This is a genomic window from Bradyrhizobium sp. DN3 (assembly GCF_041357655.1).
In the GTDB taxonomy this organism is placed as follows: domain Bacteria; phylum Pseudomonadota; class Alphaproteobacteria; order Rhizobiales; family Xanthobacteraceae; genus Bradyrhizobium.
Genome location: NZ_JAULLN010000006.1, coordinates 116,365 through 140,538 on the forward strand (window position 1 = coordinate 116,365; position 24,174 = coordinate 140,538).

Here is a 24,174-nt window from a genome sequence, read left to right on the forward strand (position 1 = left end):
GGCTTTTTGGCCGCATGCCCCCTAAATACTTATTGCAACGCACGAATTCTCTTGGCATCTGGTATGCCAATGATTAGAGTTGGACTTGTTCTAAAGAAGGGCTACGAGACGCAGCGATGAGCCACGACGTGCAACAGGTCCGCTCCTTCGACCATCCGGGCGAAGGGCGGAAGCGAGCCAAAGCGACGCCTAAGGGGCGTCAGGTCGACCCTATGGCCGCGCACGAGATCGAGCAACTGCTCGGCGACAGGCCGCGGCGGCGCGATTTGCTGATCGAATATCTGCACCTGATCCAGGACAAGTACCACCAGATCTCGGCCGCGCATCTCGCCGCGCTCGCCGACGAGATGAAGCTCGCCTTTGCTGAGGTGTTCGAGACCGCGACCTTCTACGCGCATTTCGACGTGGTGAAGGAAGGTGAGCCTGACATCGCGCCGCTGACGATCCGCGTCTGCGATTCGCTGACCTGCGCGATGCTCGGCGGCGAGAAGCTCCTGCAGGATTTGCAGAGCGCCTCGGGTCCCGGCATCCGCGTCGTGCGCGCGCCCTGCGTCGGCCGTTGCGATACGGCACCTGCTGCTGAGGTCGGCCACAACTTCGTCGACCACGCGACCGTCGCCAATGTCATGGCGGCCGCGAAGGCCGGCGACACCCACGCGCATCTGCCGAAATATATCGATTACGAGGCCTATGTTGCCGGCGGCGGCTACAAGCTGCTCAACCGATTGCGCTCCGGCGAACTGCCGAAGGACGATCTCTTGAAGGCGCTCGACGACGCTTCGCTCCGCGGTCTCGGCGGCGCCGGCTTCCCGACGGGACGCAAATGGCGCGCGGTGCTCGGCGAGCCCGGACCGCGGTTGATGGCGATCAACGGCGACGAGGGCGAGCCCGGCACGTTCAAGGACCGCTACTATCTCGAAAGCGATCCGCACCGCTTCATCGAGGGCATGCTGATCGGCGCGGATGTGGTGCAGGCCTCCGACATCTACATCTATCTGCGCGACGAATATCCGGCCTCGCGCGAGATCCTCGAGCGCGAGATCGCCAAGCTCCCGCCGGGCGGTCCGACGCTGCACATGCGCCGCGGCGCCGGTGCCTATATCTGCGGCGAGGAATCCTCGCTGCTAGAGAGCATCGAGGGCAAGCGCGGCCTGCCCAGGCACAAGCCGCCTTACCCGTTCCAGGTCGGCCTGTTCGGGCTGCCGACGCTGATCAACAACATCGAGACGCTGTGGTGGGTGCGCGACATCGTCGAGAAGGGCGCCGACTGGTGGAAGGGCAATGGCCGCCATGAGCGTCATGGCCTGCGCAGCTTCTCGGTCTCGGGCCGCGTCAAGAATCCCGGCATGAAGCTGGCGCCTGCGGGCATCACCGTGCGCGAGCTGATCGACGAATATTGCGGTGGCATGGCCGACGGCCATCAGTTCTACGCATACCTGCCGGGCGGCGCGTCCGGCGGCATCCTACCGGCATCGATGGATGACATCCCGCTCGATTTCGGCACGCTGGAGAAATACGGCTGCTTCATCGGCTCCGCCGCGATCGTGATCCTGTCGCAGAAGGACAGCGTGCGCGCGGCGGCATTGAACCTGATGAAGTTCTTCGAGGACGAGAGCTGCGGTCAGTGCACGCCGTGCCGTGTCGGAACCCAGAAAGCGGCGCTGCTGATGCAGAAGCCGGTCTGGAACCGGGCCTTGCTGGAAGAATTGAGCCAAACGATGCGCGATGCCTCGATCTGCGGGCTCGGACAGGCGGCATCGAATCCGCTGACCACCGTGATCAAATATTTCCCTGACGAGTTCAAGGACGCGGCCGAATGACCAAGATTACGTTCGAGCTCGACGGCAAGCAGGTCGAGGCCAAACCCGGCGAGACGATCTGGCAGGTGGCCCAGCGCCAGGGCCGCGAGATCCCGCACCTCTGCTATTCGCCCGCACCCGATTATCGCCCTGACGGCAACTGCCGCGCCTGCATGGTCGAGATCGAGGGCGAGCGCGTGCTGGCGGCGTCCTGCAAGCGCACGCCGTCAGTCGGCATGAAGGTGAAGACCGAGAGCGCGCGCGCCGTCGCCGCGCAAAAAATGGTGATGGAGCTGCTCGTCGCCGACCAGCCGGCGCGCGAGACCTCGCACGATCCGGATTCGAAGTTCTGGCACTGGGCCGAGACCACCGGCGTCACCGAGAGCCGCTTCCCCGCCGCCGAGCGCTGGGCAACGGACGCCAGCCATCCGGCGATGCGCGTCAATCTCGATGCCTGCATCCAGTGCGGCCTCTGCGTGCGGGCCTGCCGCGAGGTCCAGGTCAACGACGTCATCGGCATGGCCTACCGCAATGCCGGCGCCAAGATCGTGTTCGACTTCGACGATCCCATGGGCGAGTCGACCTGCGTTGCCTGCGGCGAATGCGTGCAGGCCTGCCCGACCGGCGCGTTGATGCCGGCCGTGATGCTCGACGAGAAGCAGACCCGCGTCACCTATGCGGACAAGAAAGTGGATTCGCTGTGCCCGTTCTGCGGCGTCGGCTGCCAGGTGACCTACGAGGTCAAGGATGAGAAGGTGATCTATGCGGAGGGCCGCGACGGCCCCGCCAATCACAACCGTCTCTGCGTCAAGGGCCGCTTCGGCTTCGACTACATTCACCATCCGCATCGACTGACCAAGCCGCTGGTGCGGCTGCCGAATGCGAAGAAGGATGCCAACGACCAGGTTGATCCCGCCAATCCCTTCACCCATTTCCGCGAAGCGAGCTGGGAGGAAGCGCTCGACATCGCGGCCAAGGGCTTGGTCAAGATCCGCGACGAGAAGGGCGTGAAGGCGCTGGCCGGCTTCGGCTCGGCCAAGGGCTCGAACGAAGAGGCCTATTTGTTCCAGAAGCTGGTGCGCACCGGCTTCGGTTCGAACAATGTCGATCACTGCACCCGGCTGTGCCACGCCTCGTCGGTCGCCGCGCTGTTCGAAGGCTTGAGCTCGGGCGCGGTGTCGGCGCCATTCTCCGCCGCGATGGATGCCGAGGTGATCTGGGTGATCGGCGCCAACCCGACGGTGAACCATCCGGTCGCTGCGACCTACATCAAGAACGCTGCCAAGAACGGCGCCAAGCTGTTCGTCATGGACCCGCGCCGGCAGTCGCTGTCGCGCCACGCGACCAAGCATCTGCAGTTCAAGCCCGGCTCCGACGTCGCCATGCTGAACGCGATGATCAACACGATCATCACCGAAGGCCTGACCGACGACCAGTACATCGCCGGCTATACCGAAGGCTTCGAGGATCTCAAGGAGAAGATCAAGGACTTTACGCCGGAGAAGATGGAGCCGATCTGCGGCATCCCGGCGCAGACGCTCCGCGAGGTCGCGCGAACCTATGCGCGCGCTAAATCCTCGATCATCTTCTGGGGCATGGGCATCAGCCAGCATGTCCACGGCACCGACAATGCGCGCTGCCTGATTGCGCTGGCGCTGATCACCGGCCAGGTCGGCCGTCCCGGCACTGGCCTGCATCCGCTGCGCGGCCAGAACAACGTGCAGGGCGCCTCCGATGCCGGCCTGATCCCGATGTTCCTGCCGGACTATCAGCCGGTCGGCCGCGATGACATGCGCGGCGCTTTCGAGAAGCTGTGGCAGCAGGATCTCGACCCGGTCCGCGGATTGACCGTGGTCGAGATCATGAACGCGATCCATGCCGGCGAGATCAAGGGCATGTACATCGAGGGCGAGAACCCCGCGATGTCCGATCCCGACCTGCAGCACGCGCGCCACGCGCTGGCCATGCTCGATCATCTCGTAGTGCAGGATCTCTTCGTCACCGAGACCGCGTTCCACGCCGACGTGATCCTGCCGGCCTCGGCCTTTGCCGAGAAGGAAGGCTCCTTCACCAACACCGATCGCCGCGTGCAGCTCGCGCGCCAGGTGATCAAGCCGCCCGGCGATGCGCGGCAGGATCTCTGGATTATCCAGGAAATCGGCAAACGTATGGGCCTGCCCTGGAATTATTCCGGCCCCGGCGACGTCTACACCGAGATGGCGGAGCTGATGCCGTCGCTGAAAAACATCAGCTGGGAACGGCTGGTGCGCGAAGGCGCGGTCACCTATCCGGCCGACGCTCCCGATAAGCCCGGCAACGAGATCATCTTCACCACGGGCTTCCCGACCGCGAGCGGCCGCGGCAAGATCGTGCCGGCCAAGGTGATTCCGCCGGACGAGCTGCCCGACGCCGAATATCCGATGGTGCTGTCGACCGGTCGCGTGCTCGAGCACTGGCACACCGGCTCGATGACGCGCCGCGCGCAGGTGCTCGACCAGATCGAGCCCGAGGCGGTCGCGTTCATGTCGCCGAAGGACATGCGCAAGAAGAGGCTCGCGCCGGGCGATTTCATTCGCCTGGAGACCCGCCGCGGCGCCGTCGAGGTCAAGGTGCGCTCCGACCGCGACGTGCCCGAGAACATGGTGTTCATGCCGTTCTGCTACGCAGAGGCGGCGGCGAACCTGTTGACCAACCCGGCGCTCGATCCCTTCGGCAAGATTCCGGAGTTCAAGTTCTGCGCGGCCAGGGCGGAGCGCGTGGAGATGCGCGACGCGGCGGAGTAGGGGCGGCCTCGTTCGGCGACGCGCTGCCGCCAAACCCTCAGTGTCGTCCTGGCGAAAGCCAGGACCCATACCGCGTGATCCATCGATTGCGGACGGTCGCAGTCCCGAACGACTAGCCTCCGTCAAACCACTCCCGGTGGTTATGGGTCCCGGCCTTCGCCGGGACGACAATCGAGCGTGTGGCGCATGTCTGCATCCGCATCGTCATTGCGAGCGAAGCGAAGCAATCCAGACTGTCTCTCCGGCGGGATTCTGGATTGCTTCGTCGCTTCGCTCCTCGCAATGACGGTGGTAAACGTGACTCATGTCCAAAGTCACCCCCGCCACGCGCGCACTTGAAGCCGCCGGAGTTGCCTTCACCGTCCACACATACGACTACGATCCCGACGCAGAAAGCATCGGGCTCCAGGCCGCCTCCGCGCTAGGTGAAGACCCGGCGCGCGTGTTGAAGACGCTGATGGCCTTGGTGGACGGCAAGCCGGTCTGCGTGGTCGTCCCGTCCGACCAGGAAGTCTCCATGAAGAAGCTCGCCGCAGTCGTGAGCGGCAAGTCGGCGCAGATGATGAAGCCGCTCGAGGCCGAGCGCGTCACCGGCTACAAGGTCGGCGGCATCAGCCCGTTCGGGCAGCGCAAGCCGGTGCGCACTGTGATCGACCGGCGGGCCATGACGCAGGAACAGGTGTATCTCAACGGCGGCCAGCGCGGCTTACAGGTGCGGCTGAAGCCGGACGATGCGCGCGAGGTCCTCAAGGCAGTCGTGACCGACGTGATCGCCTGACCACGCCGGGCTCGCATGCGCCATCAGTTGCGGTGCACAAACGCGGCGTCTTGCAAGTTGAATTTGTTGCACGCTCGCGTGCAAGGAGCCTGCACAGCATCATTAGACTATGGTAGGGTACGACATCCGCGGAAAAAAGTGCGTCGAAAACAGGGAGGACGACATGCGGGGGATTGCGTCGAAGGTCCTTGGCTCTCTGGCCGCAGGACTTTTTTTTATGTCCGGTGCCGTGATGGCCGCGGAGCCGCCGAAGGAGATGAAGCTCTACGTCTTCTCGTCGGGGGCGCTCAATCTCGACAAGTCGATCATTCAGAATGGCAGCAGTGGCAAGGTCCAGATCCCGGTCGGCTTCTTTCTGATCCGGCATCCGAAGGGCGACGTGCTGTTCGACTGCGGCAACAACGACCGCATCATCAAGGATCCGGACTATTGGGGCCCGTTCGTGAAGGCGCTTGACCCCGGCCGTTCGCCCGACATCGCCATCGACGCCCAGCTTGCCAAGATCAACGTCAAGCCGTCCGATATCAAATATGTCGTGCTCGGCCATTTCCACGTCGATCACGCCGGCAACATCCAAAAATTCCTGGACTCGACCTTCGTGTTCCAGCGTGACGAGATCAGGAACGCGTTCTGGCCGGCGCCTGGCTACGCGACCTTCTTCATCTCGGACGACTTCGCCATGCTGCGCAACAGCGTCGGCGGCGGCATGCCGGCCAAGTACAAGACCATCGAGCTCGACGGCGATCTCGATCTGTTCGGGGACAACAGCGTCTTCATCCATCGCACCGTGTCGCACACGCCCGGAAGCCAGATCCTGGTGGTGCGGTTGCCGAAGACCGGAACAGTGGTGCTGACCAGCGACGCCATCTATCTCCAGGAGAATCTGGATAAGAACATCCTGCCGAGCATCGGCAGCGTCTATGATCCGGTCGGCATGCTCGATGCCTATGCCTGGGTGAAGCGGGTGCGCGACACAGAGGGCGCCGACATCATCTACGCCCACGATCCCGACGTGTTCAAGGCGCACAAGCACTCGCCCGAATTCTACGAGTGATCGGTCGCGACATCGGGTCATCTCGTGCAAGTCGTTATCCCGGGTCCCTGTGCCCGGGATTCCGTTCGGTACTCCGAGGGAGTGCCCGCCAGAGGGGTGTCTAAATTCTCCATGCTTCCGGCTGTCTCTCCGGTCGTTGTCGCCGAGCGCGTAACAAAATGGTACGGGCCGCGGCGCGCTGTCGCCGACGTCTCCTTTTCCATCGCGCCGGGCGAGATCGTCGGACTGCTCGGGCCGAACGGATCCGGCAAGAGCACGATCTTCCGCATGCTTACGGGCTATCTGGTGCCGACGAGCGGGCGCATTGCGGTTGCCGGCCACGACGTGGTTGAGGATTCCATCGGCGTGCGCCGCGCCATCAGCTACGTGCCGGAAGATGCGCCGCTCTACGATCATATGCGGGTCGGCGAATTCCTGCATTTTATGGCGGGGCTCAAGGGCCTGCACGGGGCGAAGGCGAGGGCCGCGGTCGACGAGGCGGCGGAGCGGCTCGACCTTGTGCGCGTCATGAAGCTGACGGCCGGCAAATTATCGCGCGGCTTCCGCCAGCGTGTCTCGATCGCGCAAGCACTCTTGGGCGATCCAGACGTTCTGGTGCTGGACGAGCCGACCAGCGGGCTCGATCCTCATCAGGTGATCGCCGTACGCGACCTGATCCAGTCGCTGGCCGGACGGCACACCGTGCTCATGGCCTCGCATATCCTGCCCGAGATCGAGAAGATTGCTTCGGGGGTGATGATCCTGCTCGATGGCGTGCTGCTGACATCCGATGCATTGAAGGATGCCGCGCCCGATTTCCGGCTTCGCTTGTCGGCGGATGCGTCGCTCGAAACCATTCGCGCTGCGGCTGATGCGGTCGCCGGCGTGCACGACATCGTCGCCGCTGCCGATGAAGGTGGGCGCTTTCTCGTTGCGGCGGATCGGCGTCCCGCACTTGCCGCCGACCTCCTGTCCGCGCTGGTCGGCGCGCAAATTGCGGTGCGTGAGCTGACCGAGCTGCGGCCCGACCTCGAGCGGGTGTTTCTCGACCTCACCCGCCAGCCGGAGGCGGCCGCATGAGAAGCTTCGCCGTGCTGCTGGGCAAGGAAGCGACGGCGCTGTTCTCTTCGCCGATCGCCTACGTGCTGATGACCGTGTTCCTGCTGATCATGGGCTATAGCTTCACGCTGACGCTGTTCCTCAGCCATCAGCCGAGCATGGTGCACGTCTTTTTCCAGATGTTCGTGCTGTTCATGCTGACCGCGCCGCTGATCACCATGCGCCTGTTCGCGGAGGAGCGGAAGCTCAAGACGCTGGAGGTGCTGCTGACCGCCCCTGTCTCCGAGGTCGCCATCGTGCTTGCGAAATTTCTCGCCGCGATGAGCCTGATCGTGGTCATGCTTGTGCTGTCGGGGGCCTACGCGGCCGCGCTCGCCTGGTTCGGCGATCCGGATTTCGGCCCGATCTACAGCGGCTATTTCGGCCTCTTGCTGTTCGGCTCGGCGCTGATCGGCGCGGGGCTGTTGGCCTCGGCGTTGACGGCAAACCAGGTGATCGCAGCGCTGATCTCGCTCAGTGTGTTCCTCCTGCTCTGGATCATCGACAATTTCGGCTGGCTGCTGCCGAGCCCGTTCGACACGCTGGTGGTGAACCTGTCGCTCTCGGTCCATTTCCGTCCCTTTGCCGTCGGCTCGGTCTACCTGTCCGACGTGGGCTTCTTCCTCAGCGTCACGCTGCTGATGCTGCTGTTGACGGTCCGCGCGCTGGCGCGGCGGTGAGAGGCAACCGAATGACCGGCCCAGCCAGATCGAACGTCGCGCTGCTCGTCCTGGCGGCCGGAGCGATCATCTGTGGCGCACTCGGCTTTGCCGGACTCGGCGAGTCGGCCTCGAACATCTTGCTGTTCATGGCCTGCGGTCTCACCTTGCTCGCACTCTTCATCGTCGCGATCAGGCTGCCGTTGCGCAGCGGCGGTTCGGCCTGGCTCGCGAACACGTCGATCGTCCTTGCCGCCATCGCCGTCGTGATCGGCGCCAACGTTGCGCTCTATCGCCATGATTTGCACTTCGACGTCAGCCGCGAAGGGCGCAACACGCCGCCGCCGCAGCTCACCGACGTGATCGCGCAATTGCGCGTCCCGCTGTCCCTGACCTATTTCTACAATGCGGGCGATGCAAATGCAGTCAATGTCAAGGAATTGGTTCAGACCGCCGCGCGCAATCATCCGCTGTTCGCGTTCCGCGCCATCGATCTCGACAAGGAGCCAGGCCTTGCCCGCGATCTCGGCGTTCGTGCCTACAACACGGCGGTGCTCCAGGCCGAGGATCGCAAGGTCCTGGTCGAGAACGTCATTGATCCCGCCCGCATCGGCTATGCGGCGCTGCGGGTGCTGCGCAAGCGGGTGGAGACTGTGTGCTTCGTCACCGGTCACGGCGAGACGTTTCGGCCGCTGCCCTCGCATTTCCATTTCAGCCATGTCGAGACGCTGAAGGGGCACGAGACGCCCGGCGCCGGCGACGTGCTGGAGGCGGCGCCGGAAGCGCTCGACCGTCTCCAGCTCGCGTTGAACCAGATCGGTTTCGAGATGCGCGAGCTCGTCACGGCGACTGGCTCCAGCATCCCGTCGGACTGCTCGGTCGTCGCCGATGTCGGCCCACGCACCGCCTTTTCCGCTGACGAGGCGGCGCTGCTTGGCGACTATGTCAGAGGAGGGGGCCGGCTTCTGCTGCTGATTGATCCGCTGTCGGAGGTCAACGGCGATTTCGAGCGCCTGCTGCTGAGGCCTGTCGGCTTGTCGACCGAGGCGGCGATCGTGATCGATCCCCTCAATCATTTCCGCACCGACGCGGACAAGGTCGCGGTCCCCTATTATCCGCCGCATCCGATCACCCGGCGCCTGGCGTTGACCGTGTTTCCGCAAGTCCGGCCGCTCGCGGTGGCGCAGCCGCCAAGCGGCGTAAGCGCGATCGTGCTCGCGGCCAGCAGTCAGGACAGCTACCTGCGTTCGCCCAGGACTGTTGCCGCTGCGAGCGATGCGGCGGCAACAGGGACCCGCAGTGCCCAGCCGCTCGCGGTTGCTCTCGAGGGGACCTGGCCGGGCGGCGCGCCAGACAAGCGCTTCCGCATGGTCATAGCCGGGACCAGCAAGTTCGCGAGCAACGAATATTTCCCCTATGTCTCCAACGGCGAGCTGTCGCTCGCCACGCTACGCTGGCTCACCGAGGATGATCACTCGCCAAGTGTCGCGCCGCAGACCTTCAAGCTGCCGGAGATCGTGTTGACCAGCGGCCAGATGCGCGACACCTTCATTGTGCTGGAAGTGCTGTTGCCGCTGAGCACGGCCTTGTTCGGTGTTGCGATGTGGTGGAGGCGGCGGTGAGGGCCGGGGCGGCCGGAGGCGGGACGCCCCGATGGCTGATGCCGCTCCTGGCTGCGGTGCTGGTGGCGCTCCTCGGGCTGCTGGTCCTCAGCGGAGAGTGGCCGGCGCTGCGCAGCAAGGTCGCCTTCGCACCCAAGGGCCTCCTGACTCTCACGCCGGCCGACGTTCGGAGAGTGGAGATCCGTTCGGATGGTGACAGCGTCGTCCTGCTTCGCAGGGAAGGCGCATGGGCGATCGAGGGGCTGGATGGCACCATGCCGGCTGAGCTCAGGACGCATCTCGAGACGGCGCTGCGGCTCGCCGCGGTAAGCGAGCCGGCGCGCGAAATCCCCGCCGGCGAGCTCAGCCCGGCAAGCTTCGCGGGCTTCGGTCTGGACCCACCCGCAACCGTCGCGGTCATCGAGGCCGTCGACGGTACGGCGACGTCGGTGAATGTGGGCGCGCTGAATCCGGCGAATACGTCGCACTATGTCCGGGTCAGCGGCCGCCCCGCCGTATACCTGATGCCGCGCCATGTCGGCGAGGAGTGGCGCGTCACCTTCGACATGATACGCCGCCTGCGCGGTCCGGCCGGCGCCGATGCGGCGAGCCGCGGCAAGAGCCTGTTGCTGCCGGTATCGATGGCGCAGGTCTGGGCGCTCGAGATCGTCTTCGCCGGCAAGCTCACCCGTTTCGAGCGCGATGCCGGTGGCAATTGGTTCCGCCATCTCGGTCAGCACAATCATGCCGCCGGTCATGTCGTCCATGTTGCCGATCCCGAGCAGGCCCGCATCATCGATGCAGCGCTGCGTGCGTTCGATGCCGCTGCGGTCGAGACGCGGATTGGCGCTGCCGATCCGTCGCAATTGGCGCGCTACGGCCTCAATCTGCCGAGCCTGATCGTTCTGGTCTTCGCGCGCGACGCGCCGGCGCCGCTCGCAAGGCTCGAATTCGGCGCCTCCGCCGACAGTCTCGATCGTTACGTGCGGCTCGCGCCCGACGGCGCCGTGGTCACGGTGGCCGAGTTCGAGATGCGCCGGTTGACGGAGCTGCTGCGCGCGGTCGGAGCGGGATCATGATGCGAGCGCGCCTGGCGCTGCTCGGCATGATTCTGCTCGGCATCGGCATGCCGGCATGGGCACACCAGGTCAATCTGTCGACCGCACGTGTGGCACTGACCGCCGCTCGCGCCGTGACCATCGAGGTGGCACTCAAAGGTAGCGACGTCGACCGGCTTGTCGGCACGAAGGTCTATGACGCGAAGCAAGATGCGGTCGATCCGGCCGCGGTCGAAATGGCCGCGGCATCGATCCTGGCCTATGCGCAATCACATCTCGCGGTAACCGGCTCCGGCGGCACGGCGTGCTCGGCCGGGACTGCCGCGATCCTGGCGGACGGCGACGGCATCATCTATCGCAACAGTTTCGACTGTGCCGCCGTGGCCGGTGACATCGTCTATCGCTCCACCGTGCTGACCGAGAGGGATCCCACCGCGCGTCAGGTGGTGCTGGTCGCGCAGAATGGGACCGAGGCGCAGGCGCTGCTCGATTCTGGCAATACCACGGTCACGCTGTCCGCCCCCGCGCCGCCGCTGTGGTCGACGATGCAGCGCTATCTCCTCACCGGGATCGAGCACATTTTTCTCGGCTACGATCACATCGCCTTCCTGATCGCCGTCGTGCTGTGGGCGCGCCGGCTCATTCCCATCATCAAGATCGTCACCGCCTTCACCATTGCCCATTCGCTCACGCTGTCCCTGGCCGCGCTGAACGTCCTCGTCATTCCGAGCCGGATCGTGGAGCCGGCGATCGCCGCCTCGATCATGTTCGTTGCCGTGGAGAATTTCTTTTCGCGCGACATCGACAAGCGCTGGCGCGTGACCTTTCTGTTCGGGCTGATCCACGGCTTTGGTTTCGCCGGTGCGCTTCAGGAGATCGGCCTGCCGCCGAACGCGGTGGTGCCGGCGCTCGCCGCCTTCAACATTGGCGTCGAGATCGGGCAGGTCGCGATCGTTTCGATCGTGCTGCCGCTGCTTGGCCTGGTCGATCGGCTGTTTGCAGCCGACCGGACGAAGCCAGTGCGGGCTGCGAGGCTGGTCTATGCTGTCTCCGCGGCAATCAGCCTGCTCGGCGGCTACTGGCTGCTGACGCGCGTCTTCGAGGCGTGATCCGCGCTACTGCTTCTGCAGCAGCTTGAGCCGGCAGCGTAGCGCTTCACGGATGTGTGCACGCGCAAGCTGCTCGGCCCTGTCGCCGTCGCGCGCGGCGATGGCCTCGATGATGGCCCGATGTTCGCCGTGGCTGGTTGAAGGACGGCCGGTCACCGTAAAGGTGGTCGGGCCGAGCAGGGCGATCCAGTCCTGCAATTCCCGCGAAGCGTTGTCGAGATAGCGGTTGCGCGCGGCGCGGCAGATGGCTTCGTGGAAGGCGCGATTGAGCCTCGCCATCTCGGCCGCGTCGGTCTCCGATATCTCGACAAAGGCTTGCTCGATATCGCGGAGCGCGTCGATCTCCGTGGCGGAGGCGTGTGCGGCGGCAAGGCGCGCAGCGGCGCCTTCCATGATCTCACGCATGGCGTAGAGCTCGAGCACCTCTGATATGTCGAGGTTGCGCACGATCAGCCCGCGGCCGCCGGCCGGCTCGACGAAGCCGCGCGCCGCGAGCCGGCCCAAGGCTTCGCGAACCGGGGTGCGGCTGACCTTCAGCCGCTGCGCGACCTCTTCCTCGCGCAGGCGGTCGCCGGCGCGGTAGCTGCCGGCCTGAAGCGCCTCGCAGAGCGAGCGGAACACGGCTTCGCCCAGCGCGACACCGCCGCCGCGCGCAATCGTTCCGCCTGTCTTTGCCGGACGTCTGGCCATTGTTCCTCAATGCGCATCCGGCCCATGCGAAGACGCCGCTTGCGTCGTCTATGTATATCTTTGTATACAAAAGTACGCAACGTTGATCGTGGTTGAGGATGGTCGCTGACGGACAGAATGTCTCTAGTCTCGCGCGCCATTGGAACAGGCGGTATGGGCAGCAAGTACGACGTGCTGGTGATCGGCGGCGGCAATGCCGCTCTGTGCGCGGCGATCGCCGCGCGGCGCGGCGGAGCGTCGGTGCTGGTGCTCGAGGGTGCGCCAAAGTTCTATCGCGGCGGCAACACCCGCCACACCCGCAACATGCGCTGCGCCCATGACGCCGCCACGGAAATCCTGACCGGCCCCTACACCGAGGAGGAGTTCTGGGAGGACCTGCTGCGCGTTACCGGCGGGCAGACCGACGAGGTGCTCGCCCGTCACATGATCCGGGAGTCCAAGGACATTTTGAACTGGATCGTGGAGCAGGGCGTGCGCTGGCAGCCGTCGCTCGGCGGCACGCTGAGCCTCGGCCGCACCAACTCGTTCTTTCTCGGCGGCGGCCGGGCGATGCTGAATGCGCTCTATCTCACGGCCGAGCAGCTGGGCGTCGAGGTCGAATACGATGCCGAAGTCATCGACCTCGTGATCGAGGACGGCATGTTCCTCGCCGCGCGCCTCAAGCGGCCGATCAAGGGCGAGACCGAGATCCGCGCCACCTCGCTGGTCGCGGCGGCCGGCGGGTTCGAGGCCAACATCGAATGGCTGAAGCAATATTGGGGCGAGGCCGCCGACAATTTCCTGATCCGGGGCACGCCCTATAATCGCGGCTCGATCCTGAAGATGCTGCTCGACAAAGGCGTGCAGGAGGTCGGCGATCCCACCCAGTGCCATGCGGTTGCGATCGACGCCCGCGCGCCGAAATTCGACGGCGGCATCATCACTCGCCACGACTCCGTCGTGTTCGGCATCGTCGTCAACAAGCATGCGCAGCGCTTCTATGACGAAGGCGAGGACATCTGGCCGAAGCGCTACGCGATCTGGGGCCGGCTGGTCGCGGCGCAGCCGGACCAGATCGCCTACATCATCTTCGACTCGACCGTGGTCACGAGCTTCATGCCGACGCTGTTTCCGCCGATCGCCGGGCAGACCGTGGCGGAGCTCGCCGGCAAGCTGGAGCTCGATCCGGCGGCGCTGGAGAAGACCATCACCGAGTTCAATGCCGCGGTGCGGCCCGGCACCTTCGATCACACCATCCTGGACGATTGCCGCACCGAGGGCATAACGCCGCAGAAGACCCATTGGGCGCGGCGGATCGAGACGCCGCCTTATCTCGCCTATCCGGTGCGGCCCGGCATTACCTTTACCTATCTCGGCACGCGCGTGAACAAGGAGGCGCGCATGCTAATGGCTGACGGCAGGCTGTCGGCCAACATGTTCGCGGCCGGCGAGATCATGGCCGGCAACGTGCTCGGCAAGGGCTATGCCGCCGGCATGGGCATGACCATCGGCAGCGTGTTCGGGCGGATCGCAGGACGGGAAGCGGCACGCCAGGCCAAGAACTAGAATGAAGAAAAGACTTAAGGAGACAGCATGTCACGCATTGCCATCGCTTCGATCGCGGCTCTGCTGCTCGCCGGCCACGCCCGCGCCGCGGAGCCGATCACCCTGCGCGACATGGGTTCGTTCCATGTCGGTGGGCGTCTCGTCGAGATCTCCGGCAAGCCGGTGAAGGAGGTCGTGTTCACGCCCGGCGGCGTGCCGGCCAAGGTCGATCCGAACGGCACCTATCAGGTCGAACAGATGTATGTGCAATACTTCCTGCCGGCAAACGAGAAGGGGGCCTATCCGCTGCTGATGTGGCACGGCGGCGGGCTGACCGGCGTCACCTACGAGACCACGCCTGACGGACGCGAAGGCTGGCTGAATTATTTTCTGCGCAAGGGGTGGGCGGTCTATAATTCCGACGCGGTGGAGCGCGGGCGCGCAGGCTGGGCGCAATACCCCGACATCTTCAAGGGCGAGCCGGTCTTCCTCACCACGGCCAATCCGTTCGAGCGTTTCCGCATCGGCGATGGTCCGAACTCCTACGACCCCGATCCCGCCAAGCGAAAGCTGTTGCCGGGCAGCCAGTTTCCGGTCGAGGGCTACGACAATTTCGTCAAGCAGAACGTCCCGCGCTGGACCACGACTGACGATGCGGCCATCGCCGCCTATATCGCCGAGATCGATCGCGTCGGTCCCTCGGTGATCCTATTCCACAGCCAGGCCGGCAGCTTCGGCTTCAAGGTCGCACAAGCCCGGCCTGACAAGGTCAAGGCGCTGATTGCGATCGAGCCGGCCGGCATCGGCGATCCCGCCAAGGCGGATGTGCTGAAGAACATTCCGACCCTCATCATCTACGGCGACTATATCGAGCGCGATTCGCGCTGGCCCAAGATCCGCGCCAACGGCATCGCCTTTGCAGACGCCATCAAGGCGGCCGGGGGCCGCGTCGACGTCGTCGACCTGCCGCAGGCGGGTATCAAGGGCAATTCGCATATGGTGATGATGGACAAGAACAACCTCGAGGTCGCAGGCCTGATCCAGAAATGGCTCGAAGCAAAGGGCCTGACGAAGTAAAGCCATGCACGGAACCAGAATTTTGGACGAAGCCGACCGTCTGATGACGGTCTGCAATTCCTGCCGCTACTGCGAGGGATTGTGCGCGGTGTTTCCGGCCATGGAGATGCGCCGCGCCTTCTCCGACGGCGATCTCAACTATCTCGCCAATCTCTGCCACGCCTGTGGCGCCTGCTATGTCGACTGCCAGTTCTCGCCGCCGCACGAATTCAACGTCAACGTTCCGAAGACGCTGGCAATTGCGCGCGCCGAGTCCTATGCGGCCTATGCCTGGCCGCGGGCGCTATCCGGCACATTTGCGCGGAACGGCCTCGTCATCAGCATCATCGCTGCGCTCAGCATGGCCGCCTTCATCCTCGGCTTCGCCATCTGGAACGACCGCAGCGTACTGTTCGGCGTGCACACCGGCCCCGGCGCGTTCTACAGGCTGATGCCGCATAATGCGATGGCCGCGCTGTTCAGCGTCGCCTTCCTTTATGCGATCCTGGCTCTCGTCCTGAGCGTGCGCGCCTTCTGGCGCGACATCGGTCCGCCGATTGGCGGCCGCGCCGATGCCGGTTCGATCTTTCAGGCGATACGCGATGCCGGCGAGCTGCGCTATCTCCATGGCGGCGGCGTCGGCTGCTATAACGAAGACGACAAGCCGACCGATCGGCGCAAGCTGTATCATCACCTGACCTTCTATGGCTTCCTGCTGTGCTTTGCCGCGACCTCGGTCGCGACGCTCTATCACTATCTGCTCGGCCGCGAGGCGCCATATCCGTGGTGGGACCTCCCGGTCGTGCTCGGCACGCTGGGCGGCATCGGCCTGATCATCGGACCGATCGGCCTGTTCGCGGCAAAGATGCAGCGCGATCCGGCATTGCTCGACGAGAGCCGTTACGGCATGGACGTCGGCTTCATCGCCATGCTGTTCCTGACCGGCATCACCGGCATGGCACTTCTGCTGCTGCGCGAGACTTCTGCGATGGGGCCGGTGCTGGCACTGCATCTCGGCGCCGTGTTCGCGCTGTTCATCACCATGCCCTATGGCAAGTTCGTGCACGGCATCTATCGGTTCGCGGCGCTGGTGCGTTACGCGCAGGAGCGGCGGACCGCGGCGTGACCGGCGATCTCGTCGCCCGGGGCACCCGCTTCCGCCTTTTGTGGCATGCCGAGGTCCGCGCGATGCCATGAAGCAAAACCACTCCCGGGCATCGCGCCTCGCCTGTTTGGGGCGCCCCATGCATCTCTCGTTACGCCACCTCGCGCTCCGGTGCCGACGCCTGCTCGCGGGCCATCGTCGTTGCCGTGACGTAGTCGGTCTTGCCGGTGCCGAGCAGCGGCACCTTGTCGACCACCATGATCGCCGCTGGAACGGTCAGCTCGGACGCGCCGATCGACTTCGCCTGGGCCTGCATCGCACTACGCTCGGCGTTCTTCTCCGTCGTCAGCAGCACGATGCGCTCGCCCTTGCGCTGGTCGGGGATCGACACGGCGACCGATGCGGCCTGCGGCCACAGCGTCGTCGCGATGCTCTCGACCGCCGACAGCGAGACCATTTCGCCCGCGATCTTGGCAAAGCGCTTGGCGCGGCCCTTGATGGTAATGAAGCCGGCCGCGTCGATCGAAACGATGTCGCCGGTGTCGTGCCAGCCCTCGGGAAGCTTTTCGAGCACGCCGGGATTTTCAGCCCGCAAGTATCCGAGCATCACGTTCGGCCCGCGCACCGAGAGGCGTCCACCGTCCTCGATGCCGGGGACCGGATCGAGCCTGCTTTCCATCAGCGGCGACAGGCGGCCGACGGTGCCGGGGCGGTTGGCCATCGGCGTGTTCATCGCCAGCACCGGCGCGGTCTCGGTGACGCCGTAGCCTTCGAGGATGCGGATGCCGTAGCGCTCCATGAACACCTGCCGCGTGCGGTCCTTCACCGCCTCGGCGCCGGCGATCACGAGACGCAGGGTGCGGAAGTCGTAGGCGTGTGCCGAGCGTGCATAGCCGGTGAGGAACGTGTCGGTGCCGAACAGGATCGTGGCGCCGGTCTGATAGATCAGCTCGGGGACGATCCGGTAGTGCAGCGGCGAGGGGTACATGTAGATCGGAATGCCCGCCAGCAGCGGCATCATCATTCCGCCGGTCAGCCCGAAGGAGTGGAACACCGGCAGTACGTTGAACACCTTGTCATTGGCGTTGGCGTCGACCCGCGCCAGCGCCTGCGCCGCGTTGGCGAGGATGTTGCGGTGAGAAAGCACCACGCCTTTGGGCGTGCCTTCCGAGCCCGAGGTGAACAGCACGACGGCCGGATCATTGGCCTGGCGGGTGACGCGCGGCGCGGTGCCGGCGAGCAGACCCTTGATCTTGTCGACCGCACCGATTGAGGCGCGGATGTCTTCGAGATAGACGATTCGAGCCTCCGCGGAGATCGCCGACATCAGCTTGTCGAGCTTGCCCTTCTCGATGAAGGCCTTCGAGGTCAGCACCGTCCTGACCTGCGCGGCCTTCATGGCGGCGAGGACGTTGACCGGACCGGCGGAGAAATTGAGCATCGCCGGCACCCGGCCGATGTTTTGCAGCGCCATGAAGACGACGGCGACGCCCGCCGAGTTCGGCAGCAGCACGCCGACATTCTCGCCGGCCGTGGTGCCGGCTTCGAGCTTGCGGCTCAGGACCTGCGCGCCGAGGATCAGCTTGCGATAGGTCAGCTTGGTGCCGAGCGCGTCCTCGATGATGACCTTGCCGGTGTCGCGGTCGCGATAGGCATGCCCGAGGGCTTCGAACAGGGTGTGATCGAGCATGGCATTCTTGACGAGGGCGTCGATCATCACGTCCTGGAGCGCGCTGCCGGCGGCGTTGCGGCGCGCCTTGCCCTTCAGAGCCGGATCGACCGGAAGCTTGACGGGCGGCAGGATGGTGACCGTCACCCGCGGGAACCAGGAGCGCTTGATCTGGCTGCTGTTGAGATAGCTGAGATGGGAGCGCTGCGCGCCTTCGATGCGGACCGGCACGACCACGGCGTCGGCCTTGTCCGCGATCATCGCGGTGCCGTCATAAACCTTCATCAGCGAGCCGGAGACGGTGATGCGTCCTTCCGGAAAAATGACCACCGGCTCGCCGGCAGCGACGAGCTTGATCAGGTCGCGCGCAGCCAGCGGCTTGGTCGGATCCATGGTGTAGTGCTTGACCACGCGCAGGAACGGCTTGGCCCACCAGGCCTTCGAGATGCCGGTATCCACCGCGAAGCTGGCGTCGATCGGCAGCACGGCATGCAGCAGCGGGCCGTCGATCAGGCTGACATGGTTGGGCGCGATCAACATACGGGTGCCTGATGGAGGCAGGTTCTCGAGCCCGCGCACCTCGGTGCGGAACAGTGCACGGAACAGCAGTCCGCCGAAGTCGCGCACGCCTTCCTTGCCCCACTTGGTCAGCACGAACCACACCGCGCCGAAGCTCGCGACGCCGAGGCCGAAGAAGATCCAGCCGACATGCAATCCGCCCGCCTGCAACAGCGCGACGAACAGCGAGCCGACCACCATGAAGGCGGCCTGCAGCACATTGCCGGCGGCGATGATGCGGGCGCGCTCGGACGGCGCTGACCAGGCCTGGACGGCGGCAAAGGATGGAACGACAAACAAGCCACCGCCGAATGCAAAGGCGACGAAGTCGATCAGCATGCGCAGACCCGCGAACGAGGTCGCGAAACCGGCCGCGGTGATGTCCTGGCCCTTGGTGGTCACGGCGATGGCCCAAGCGAGATCGAGGCCAGAACATCCCATGATGATGGCGCCGATCGGCACCAGCGCGAGGTTCGGGCGAACGTGGCTCAGGCTGGCGGCGAACAGCGAGCCGATGGCGATGCCGATCGCGAAGATCGCAAGACACAGCGTCACCACGCCCTCGGTGCCACCCACGACGTCCTTCACCAGCGCCGGCAGCAGCGACAGCACGATGGCGCCGACCAGCCAGAACCAGGAGACGATCACGGTGCCGTCCCACAGCCGGTGATCGGCGTGCAACGTTTTGAGGAGGCTGAGCGTCGAGGTCCAGGGATTGGCGGTGACGGGCAGTTCGGGCGCAGACGGCGTGGTCGCGGGAATGCGGGAGGCGAAGGCCCAGGACAACAGGGCCAGCACGACCACGGCCGATGCGACCCAGCCCATATGCGCGGAGCCGGCCACGAACTGGCCGCCGGCGACGGTGCCGAGCAGGATAGCCATGAAGGTCGCGCCTTCGACCAGGGCGTTGCCGGTCGCGAGCTCGCCGAGGTCGAGCTGGTCCGGCAGCATGGAATATTTCACGGGACCGAACAGGGCGGCGATGATGCCGAACAGCGCGAGCGCTGCGAACAGCAGCGGCACCGAGTGCAGGAAGAAACCGGCGGCGGCAAAGCAAGCGGCGAAGATCTCGGCGAATTTGAGCCGCCTTGCGACGACGGACTTGACGTATTTGTCGGCGAGCTGGCCGCCGAGTCCGGACAGGATGAAATAGGGGAAGATGAAGACGGCGCCTGCCACCGTCACCAGCGCATCGCCGTGACCGGTCGCGGCACTGTAAAGCAGGATGATGACGAGTGCGTTCTTGAGCACGTTGTCATTGAGCGCCGAGAAGAATTGCGCCCAGAACAGCGGCGCGAAGCGGCGTGACGACATCAATTCCCTGATCATGACTAGTCCTGTTTTGAAAAAGGCAGCCTGAGGTTCGTTACGTTGTCTGTGAAGCGTCACGACCGGAAGGTATGGGACGAACGATTGCAGGGTGACGACGGTTGCCGGCCTGCTTTGTCCCCTCGATCCCTCCGATCCTGTTGGTCTCCAAGTGGTCTTGTTAGGTTCGCAAATATCTGATCGCGGCCAGGTTCGGCCGGAAACGCCTTGTCGGGATATCGGCCCAGCGGTGAGGAAAAGCTGAACCGCATTGTCTAGCGCCGCGGTGTCGGTTGCGAATGTCGGGACATGGTGAGTCCTTTATTGCAACCGGATATTGCATTCGAACCGATCGGAACGTGTCGGCTGCGCCCGTCTCAGGTGAGATGGGCGAGGTGGCGAAAGGGCGAGAGGCGGCCGAGCAGGCTGAACCGGCGGCCCTCGTGACGAGCACGGGCACGGCTCTTCCGCCACATCCGGAAGGTCGCGCGCCGCTCGGTGAGCACGCCGGCGATGTCGCAGGCATTTGCGATGCGATCGATCGGGGCCATGGCGAACCGCAACAGGGCCCGGCCAAAGCCGGTCACGAGAGCTGCGGCGTCATCGACGAACGTGGCGGCGATATCAACAGCGAGGGTTTGCATTTTGCAGGTCTCCGGGTTAATTTGAACAATGTTCACATGAGTAGCTTGAAAATGAACAATGTTCAAGAAGAATCGCTGCGCGGGCGAAAAAAAAATCGGCGACGGCTTCAGATCGTGGAGATCGCCCGCGGCATCATTTCCGGTAAGGGGCTGAGATCATTGAAGGTTCGGGATGTCGCGGAGGCTGCCCGCTGCTCGGTCGGCAGCGTCTATAACGAGTTCGGCGACTTCGATGGGGTGATCCTGACCGTCAATCGGGAGACGGTTCAGGCGCTCACGGCGCGGCTGCGCGGAGTTCCCACCGAGGATCCCGTTCGCCAGCTCTATGGGCTTGCCGCGACCTATCTCGACTTCTTTGCCGAGCACGCCAATCTGCTGCGCTCGCTGTTCGAGCATCGGATGGAGGACGATCGTCCTTATCCCGACGACATCCTTCAGATGGTCATGGACGCCTTCGCGCTGATGCATCCACCGCTGGTGCGGCTATTGCCGGATGCGGATGACGTGAAGATCGCGCTGTTGTCGCGCACGCTGTTTTCCGCCGTGCATGGAATCATCTCGCTCGGCCTCGAGGAGCGCATGGTGGCCGTGCCGCCGCAGATGCTGCGCCAGCAGATCGAACAATTTGTTGACGCCCATCTCGCCGGCCTCGGCATTTTGCCTCGGCGGTGACGGGGCGGGCAGCGTCAAGCGCGCGCAGCTTCGCGTGGCCGGGCTGACACGACGACGACATCCGGTCTCCCGCCGTCGACCTGAACCCGGTTACGTCCCTTTTCCTTGGCGCGATAGCAGGCTGCATCCGCACGCCGCATCGCGTCCTCGAGCGTGGTGTTGCGATCGGCGATGCAGGCAACGCCGATGCTGGCGGTCACCGCAAAGCAACGGTCGTCCCAGGCGAAATTGAACAGTTCGAACGATCGGCGCAGCCGTTCGGCGATATCGACGGCTTTCGAGGGCGGGCACCGCGGCAGGATCAGGCCGAATTCGTCACCGCCGAGCCGGGCCACCTGATCATGCGCATGCCGGTCCTGTTGCAGGAGGCGCGAGATCTGGCAGAGCAGGCGGTCGCCGGCGAGATGACCGCAGCTGTCGTTGACGCTCTTGAACTGGTCGAGGTCGATCAGGATCAGGCCGAGCGAACCCGCCGCACTATTGTCCAGCTCGCTTTGCAGACGCGCCTCGAAGGCGCGGCGGTTGGACAGGCCGGTCAGCCAGTCGTGCGACGCCTGCCAGGCCAAGCGCTCCTTCTCGGCGTGCAAGGCATCCTCGAATGCCTGTCGCTGCAGCACCAATCGCCGCGTATGCCAGATCAGGAGCAGGATCAGCGTCGCGGCGGTGACGATGTTGATGCAAGTCAGCGTCAGCTTGATGGCACGGGAGCCTTCACCGAGGACAGTGGAGAACCGCTTGGCGTGCACCGTGAATTGAGTGTTGAGATCCGAGAGGTGCGACGACAGGAATTGCAGGCGGTCGTCGTCTTGAATGGGGCCGTTCTCCAGCTCGGACCGGATCACCTCGCCGAACACGCTGAGCTCCAGCAGCATCGGATCGGTGGCAGCCCATTCGCGAATCGCTTCCTGGAGGAAGCTGACGCGGTTGAAGTAGCGAAACAGCCAGATCAGTCCCGGAACGTCATCGGGATGGTTGCCGCCTTGCAGGAAGCCGATGCGGGCGACCTCGACGTCGACCGGATCGCGCTCGAGCGCCCAGCGCGCGAATTCGTCGCCAATGGGAACGGCGAGCGCGGCCCGGTATTGCGCGAACTGGCTTGCCTCGCCCGAATGCAGGTAGCGATGGAGGAAATAGACGGCGTTCTTCTGCGAGCGCGACCACAATGCTTCCCCTGCAACATAGGCGCGGACCGATGACATCACCTCGAGGCTGAATCCCGCGATCGCCGCCTGGAGCAGGACGACCATCACGAAAGGCGAGACGAGCTTGATGACGTGAAGGAAACTGTGTCCCTTCGTCGACGTCGCTGTTCTGCGAAACACCCTGCGTTCCCCAAATCGATCAACGATCCCAGCGGAGCGTTGGCCTACAACGCGAAGTAGAGCAGAATGTCTTAACTCGACCTGAAAACGCGAGCGACTGCGCCGCACGGTGAAGGCGCTGTGAAGTGGATGCGCGCAGATCGCGTCAAATACCGGTCAATCGGAACTGGTGCGGCATCGGCGAACCAATGCTTCGCATTCATCGTGCGCCGTTTACCCGATCGAGAGGAGTCCAGTTCGCTGCTAGAGCATTGATCCGGAAAAGTGTGCAGCGGTTTTGCGAAAAGATCATGCTCAAACAATAACCTAAAGCGCGATGACGATTCATCCTGATCTTATCGCGCTTTAGACCAGCACCGGCTTGCGCACGCGGCCGGCATCGCCGAACACGCGCAGGTAACGCTCGATCTCCGAGGGCAGGCCGGTCGCTTTCTCCGGATTGTCGGAGAGCTTGACGGCCGGCTGGCCGTCGACCGACGACACCTTGCAGACCAGCGAGATGGGATCGAGATTGAACGAGCCGTCCGGCGCGCAGCCGACGAAGTCGTTGGTGAGGTTGGTGCCCCAGCCGAACGAGAGCCGCACACGGCCGGCGAAGTGGTGATAGGTCTCCTCGATCGAGCCGACGTCCATCGCGTCGGAGAAGACGAGCAGCTTGTCCTTGGGATTGCGGCCCTTCTTCTTCCACCAGGCGACGATCTCCTCGCCGGCCTGGATCGGCGGCGCGCTGTCGGGGCGGAAGCCGGTCCAGTCGGCGACCCATTCCGGCGCATCGCGCAGGAAGGCTTTCGTGCCGAAGGCGTCGGGCAGTGCGATCAGGAGATTGCCGCCATAGGTCTGGCGCCACTGGTCGAGGATGCGATACGGCGCCCAGCGCAATTCCTCGTCGTCCCTGGCGAGCGCGGCCGCGACCATCGGCAGTTCATGCGCGTTGGTGCCGATGGCTTCGAGATCGTTGTCCATCGCGAGCAGCACGTTGGAGGTGCCGATGAAGGACGAGCCGAGGCCTTCCTTCACCGCCTCCACGCACCAGCGCTGCCAGAGGAAGCCGTGGCGCCGACGGGTGCCGAAGTCGGACAGCCGCAAATTCTCCAGCTTGCGCAGCCGCTCCACCTTGGTCCACAGCTTGGCCTTGGCGCGGGCGTAGAGCACGTCGAGCTCGAAGCGGCCGCGGTCCTTCATTGCTGCGCGCGAGCGCAGCTCGTTGAGGATCGCGAGTGCCGGAATCTCCCACATGGTGGTGTGGGTCCAGGGGCCGTGGAAATGCAGCTCGTACTGGCCTTCGACCTTGCGCAGCTCGTATTCGGGCAAGCGGAATTCGGCTAGCCAGCGGATGAAGTCCGCCGAGAACATGTGGGTCTTGCCGTAGAAGGTGTTACCGGCAAGCCAGATCAGCTCCTTCTTGGAGAAACGGATGGTGCGGGCATGGTCGAGCTGGGCGCGCAGCTCGCCCTCGTCGATGATCTCGGCGAGACGCACATGGCGCGAGCGGTTGATGACCGAGAAGGTCACCTGCTGATCCGGGTAATCCTCCCGAATCATTTGTAACATCAACAGCTTGTAGAAATCGGTATCAAGCAGGCTGCGGATGATGGGATCCAGCCGCCAGCTGTGATTGTAGGTTCGGCTCGCAATGTCGGTCACGGTCATGGGCGGATTTTAGCGTGGCTCCCCTTGCGCAACCAGTGGGTTTGGCGGGAATCAGGTT

General features: G+C 64.5%; 18 protein-coding genes. 13 read left to right on the plus strand and 5 right to left on the minus strand.

Features of this window, described 5'->3' with window-relative positions:
- Positions 1-116 precede the first annotated feature (116 nt).
- The 9 genes from AAE027_RS11395 to AAE027_RS11435 all read left to right on the plus strand — a co-directional run bounded on the left by AAE027_RS11395 (position 117) and on the right by AAE027_RS11435 (position 11,918).
- On the plus strand, positions 117-1,820 hold the full coding sequence (locus tag AAE027_RS11395) for an NADH-ubiquinone oxidoreductase-F iron-sulfur binding region domain-containing protein (RefSeq protein WP_370988105.1): 1,704 nt from the start codon (positions 117-119) through the stop codon (positions 1,818-1,820).
- Positions 1,817-4,582, plus strand: coding sequence for a formate dehydrogenase subunit alpha (gene fdhF, locus AAE027_RS11400; protein ID WP_370988106.1), 2,766 nt, complete (start codon positions 1,817-1,819; stop codon positions 4,580-4,582). The genes AAE027_RS11395 and fdhF overlap by 4 nt, the downstream gene beginning before the upstream one ends.
- Positions 4,583-4,886: 304 nt before the next feature.
- On the plus strand, positions 4,887-5,360 hold the full coding sequence (gene ybaK, locus AAE027_RS11405) for a Cys-tRNA(Pro) deacylase (RefSeq protein ID WP_370988107.1): 474 nt from the start codon (positions 4,887-4,889) through the stop codon (positions 5,358-5,360).
- A 217-nt stretch (positions 5,361-5,577) separates the two neighbouring features.
- Complete coding sequence (locus AAE027_RS11410; protein ID WP_370988108.1) at positions 5,578-6,414, plus strand: N-acyl homoserine lactonase family protein; 837 nt, start codon at positions 5,578-5,580, stop codon at positions 6,412-6,414.
- Between the two features lie 111 nt (positions 6,415-6,525).
- Positions 6,526-7,473, plus strand: coding sequence for an ABC transporter ATP-binding protein (locus tag AAE027_RS11415; RefSeq protein WP_370988109.1), 948 nt, complete (start codon positions 6,526-6,528; stop codon positions 7,471-7,473).
- Entirely contained in the window at positions 7,470-8,171 is a 702-nt protein-coding gene (locus AAE027_RS11420) for an ABC transporter permease (protein ID WP_370988110.1), read from the plus strand. Before AAE027_RS11415 ends, AAE027_RS11420 begins: the two co-directional genes overlap by 4 nt.
- Positions 8,172-8,182: 11 nt before the next feature.
- Positions 8,183-9,772 carry a Gldg family protein gene (locus AAE027_RS11425; protein ID WP_370988111.1) on the plus strand — a complete coding sequence of 530 codons (1,590 nt, stop codon included), beginning with the start codon at positions 8,183-8,185 and terminating at the stop codon, positions 9,770-9,772.
- Between the two features lie 38 nt (positions 9,773-9,810).
- Complete coding sequence (locus tag AAE027_RS11430; protein ID WP_370988112.1) at positions 9,811-10,830, plus strand: DUF4340 domain-containing protein; 1,020 nt, start codon at positions 9,811-9,813, stop codon at positions 10,828-10,830.
- Positions 10,827-11,918: a HupE/UreJ family protein gene (locus tag AAE027_RS11435; RefSeq protein ID WP_370988113.1), complete on the plus strand. Its 1,092-nt coding sequence runs from the start codon at positions 10,827-10,829 to the stop codon at positions 11,916-11,918. The genes AAE027_RS11430 and AAE027_RS11435 overlap by 4 nt, the downstream gene beginning before the upstream one ends.
- Positions 11,919-11,924: 6 nt before the next feature.
- Here the strand turns inward: AAE027_RS11435 and AAE027_RS11440 are convergent, their stop codons facing one another.
- A complete protein-coding gene (locus AAE027_RS11440) occupies positions 11,925-12,608 on the minus strand; it encodes a GntR family transcriptional regulator (protein ID WP_370988114.1) in 684 nt (227 codons plus the stop codon).
- 153 nt (positions 12,609-12,761) lie between these two features.
- On the opposite strand from AAE027_RS11440, the gene tcuA reads away from it, so the two are divergent.
- From tcuA to tcuB, 3 genes are read left to right on the plus strand one after another with little or no spacing between them, the layout of a single operon-like run.
- Positions 12,762-14,153, plus strand: coding sequence for an FAD-dependent tricarballylate dehydrogenase TcuA (tcuA, locus tag AAE027_RS11445; RefSeq protein ID WP_370988115.1), 1,392 nt, complete (start codon positions 12,762-12,764; stop codon positions 14,151-14,153).
- Positions 14,154-14,180: 27 nt separating this feature from the next.
- Positions 14,181-15,209, plus strand: coding sequence for an alpha/beta hydrolase (locus tag AAE027_RS11450; protein WP_370988116.1), 1,029 nt, complete (start codon positions 14,181-14,183; stop codon positions 15,207-15,209).
- Between the two features lie 4 nt (positions 15,210-15,213).
- Positions 15,214-16,314: a tricarballylate utilization 4Fe-4S protein TcuB gene (gene tcuB / locus AAE027_RS11455; RefSeq protein ID WP_370988117.1), complete on the plus strand. Its 1,101-nt coding sequence runs from the start codon at positions 15,214-15,216 to the stop codon at positions 16,312-16,314.
- A 130-nt stretch (positions 16,315-16,444) separates the two neighbouring features.
- Here the strand turns inward: tcuB and AAE027_RS11460 are convergent, their stop codons facing one another.
- Entirely contained in the window at positions 16,445-19,849 is a 3,405-nt protein-coding gene (locus AAE027_RS11460) for an acyl-[ACP]--phospholipid O-acyltransferase (protein ID WP_370988119.1), read from the minus strand.
- A 356-nt stretch (positions 19,850-20,205) separates the two neighbouring features.
- Positions 20,206-20,472, minus strand: a complete 267-nt coding sequence (locus AAE027_RS11465) for a hypothetical protein (protein WP_370988120.1) — start codon at positions 20,470-20,472, stop codon at positions 20,206-20,208.
- 51 nt (positions 20,473-20,523) lie between these two features.
- Between AAE027_RS11465 and AAE027_RS11470 the strand changes: the two genes are divergently transcribed.
- The gene (locus AAE027_RS11470) at positions 20,524-21,144 is read left to right on the plus strand and encodes a TetR/AcrR family transcriptional regulator (RefSeq protein ID WP_370988121.1); all 621 of its coding nucleotides are present in this window, start codon (positions 20,524-20,526) and stop codon (positions 21,142-21,144) included.
- A gap of 14 nt (positions 21,145-21,158) precedes the next feature.
- On the opposite strand, the gene AAE027_RS11475 is transcribed toward AAE027_RS11470, so the two are convergent.
- Both AAE027_RS11475 and pncB read right to left on the minus strand, forming a co-directional pair.
- Positions 21,159-22,466: a GGDEF domain-containing protein gene (locus tag AAE027_RS11475; protein ID WP_370988122.1), complete on the minus strand. Its 1,308-nt coding sequence runs from the start codon at positions 22,464-22,466 to the stop codon at positions 21,159-21,161.
- 345 nt (positions 22,467-22,811) lie between these two features.
- Positions 22,812-24,116 (minus strand): nicotinate phosphoribosyltransferase, encoded by a 1,305-nt coding sequence (gene pncB / locus AAE027_RS11480; RefSeq protein ID WP_128935797.1) that lies wholly within the window; start codon positions 24,114-24,116, stop codon positions 22,812-22,814.
- Positions 24,117-24,174 lie beyond the last annotated feature (58 nt).

Bases quoted from the DNA above. Each gene is read 5' to 3' on its own strand.
- AAE027_RS11450 (WP_370988116.1), top strand. From the start codon at position 14,181: ATGTCACGCATTGCCATCGCTTCGATCGCGGCTCTGCTGCTCGCCGGC.
- AAE027_RS11415 (WP_370988109.1), top strand. From the start codon at position 6,526: ATGCTTCCGGCTGTCTCTCCGGTCGTTGTCGCCGAGCGCGTAACAAAA.
- fdhF (WP_370988106.1), top strand. From the start codon at position 1,817: ATGACCAAGATTACGTTCGAGCTCGACGGCAAGCAGGTCGAGGCCAAA.
- AAE027_RS11465 (WP_370988120.1), bottom strand. From the start codon at position 20,472: ATGCAAACCCTCGCTGTTGATATCGCCGCCACGTTCGTCGATGACGCC.
- AAE027_RS11395 (WP_370988105.1), top strand. From the start codon at position 117: ATGAGCCACGACGTGCAACAGGTCCGCTCCTTCGACCATCCGGGCGAA.
- AAE027_RS11435 (WP_370988113.1), top strand. From the start codon at position 10,827: ATGATGCGAGCGCGCCTGGCGCTGCTCGGCATGATTCTGCTCGGCATC.
- ybaK (WP_370988107.1), top strand. From the start codon at position 4,887: ATGTCCAAAGTCACCCCCGCCACGCGCGCACTTGAAGCCGCCGGAGTT.
- AAE027_RS11460 (WP_370988119.1), bottom strand. From the start codon at position 19,849: ATGATCAGGGAATTGATGTCGTCACGCCGCTTCGCGCCGCTGTTCTGG.
- tcuB (WP_370988117.1), top strand. From the start codon at position 15,214: ATGCACGGAACCAGAATTTTGGACGAAGCCGACCGTCTGATGACGGTC.
- AAE027_RS11430 (WP_370988112.1), top strand. From the start codon at position 9,811: ATGCCGCTCCTGGCTGCGGTGCTGGTGGCGCTCCTCGGGCTGCTGGTC.
- AAE027_RS11425 (WP_370988111.1), top strand. From the start codon at position 8,183: ATGACCGGCCCAGCCAGATCGAACGTCGCGCTGCTCGTCCTGGCGGCC.
- AAE027_RS11440 (WP_370988114.1), bottom strand. From the start codon at position 12,608: ATGGCCAGACGTCCGGCAAAGACAGGCGGAACGATTGCGCGCGGCGGC.
- AAE027_RS11410 (WP_370988108.1), top strand. From the start codon at position 5,578: ATGTCCGGTGCCGTGATGGCCGCGGAGCCGCCGAAGGAGATGAAGCTC.
- tcuA (WP_370988115.1), top strand. From the start codon at position 12,762: ATGGGCAGCAAGTACGACGTGCTGGTGATCGGCGGCGGCAATGCCGCT.
- pncB (WP_128935797.1), bottom strand. From the start codon at position 24,116: ATGACCGTGACCGACATTGCGAGCCGAACCTACAATCACAGCTGGCGG.
- AAE027_RS11420 (WP_370988110.1), top strand. From the start codon at position 7,470: ATGAGAAGCTTCGCCGTGCTGCTGGGCAAGGAAGCGACGGCGCTGTTC.
- AAE027_RS11470 (WP_370988121.1), top strand. From the start codon at position 20,524: ATGAACAATGTTCAAGAAGAATCGCTGCGCGGGCGAAAAAAAAATCGG.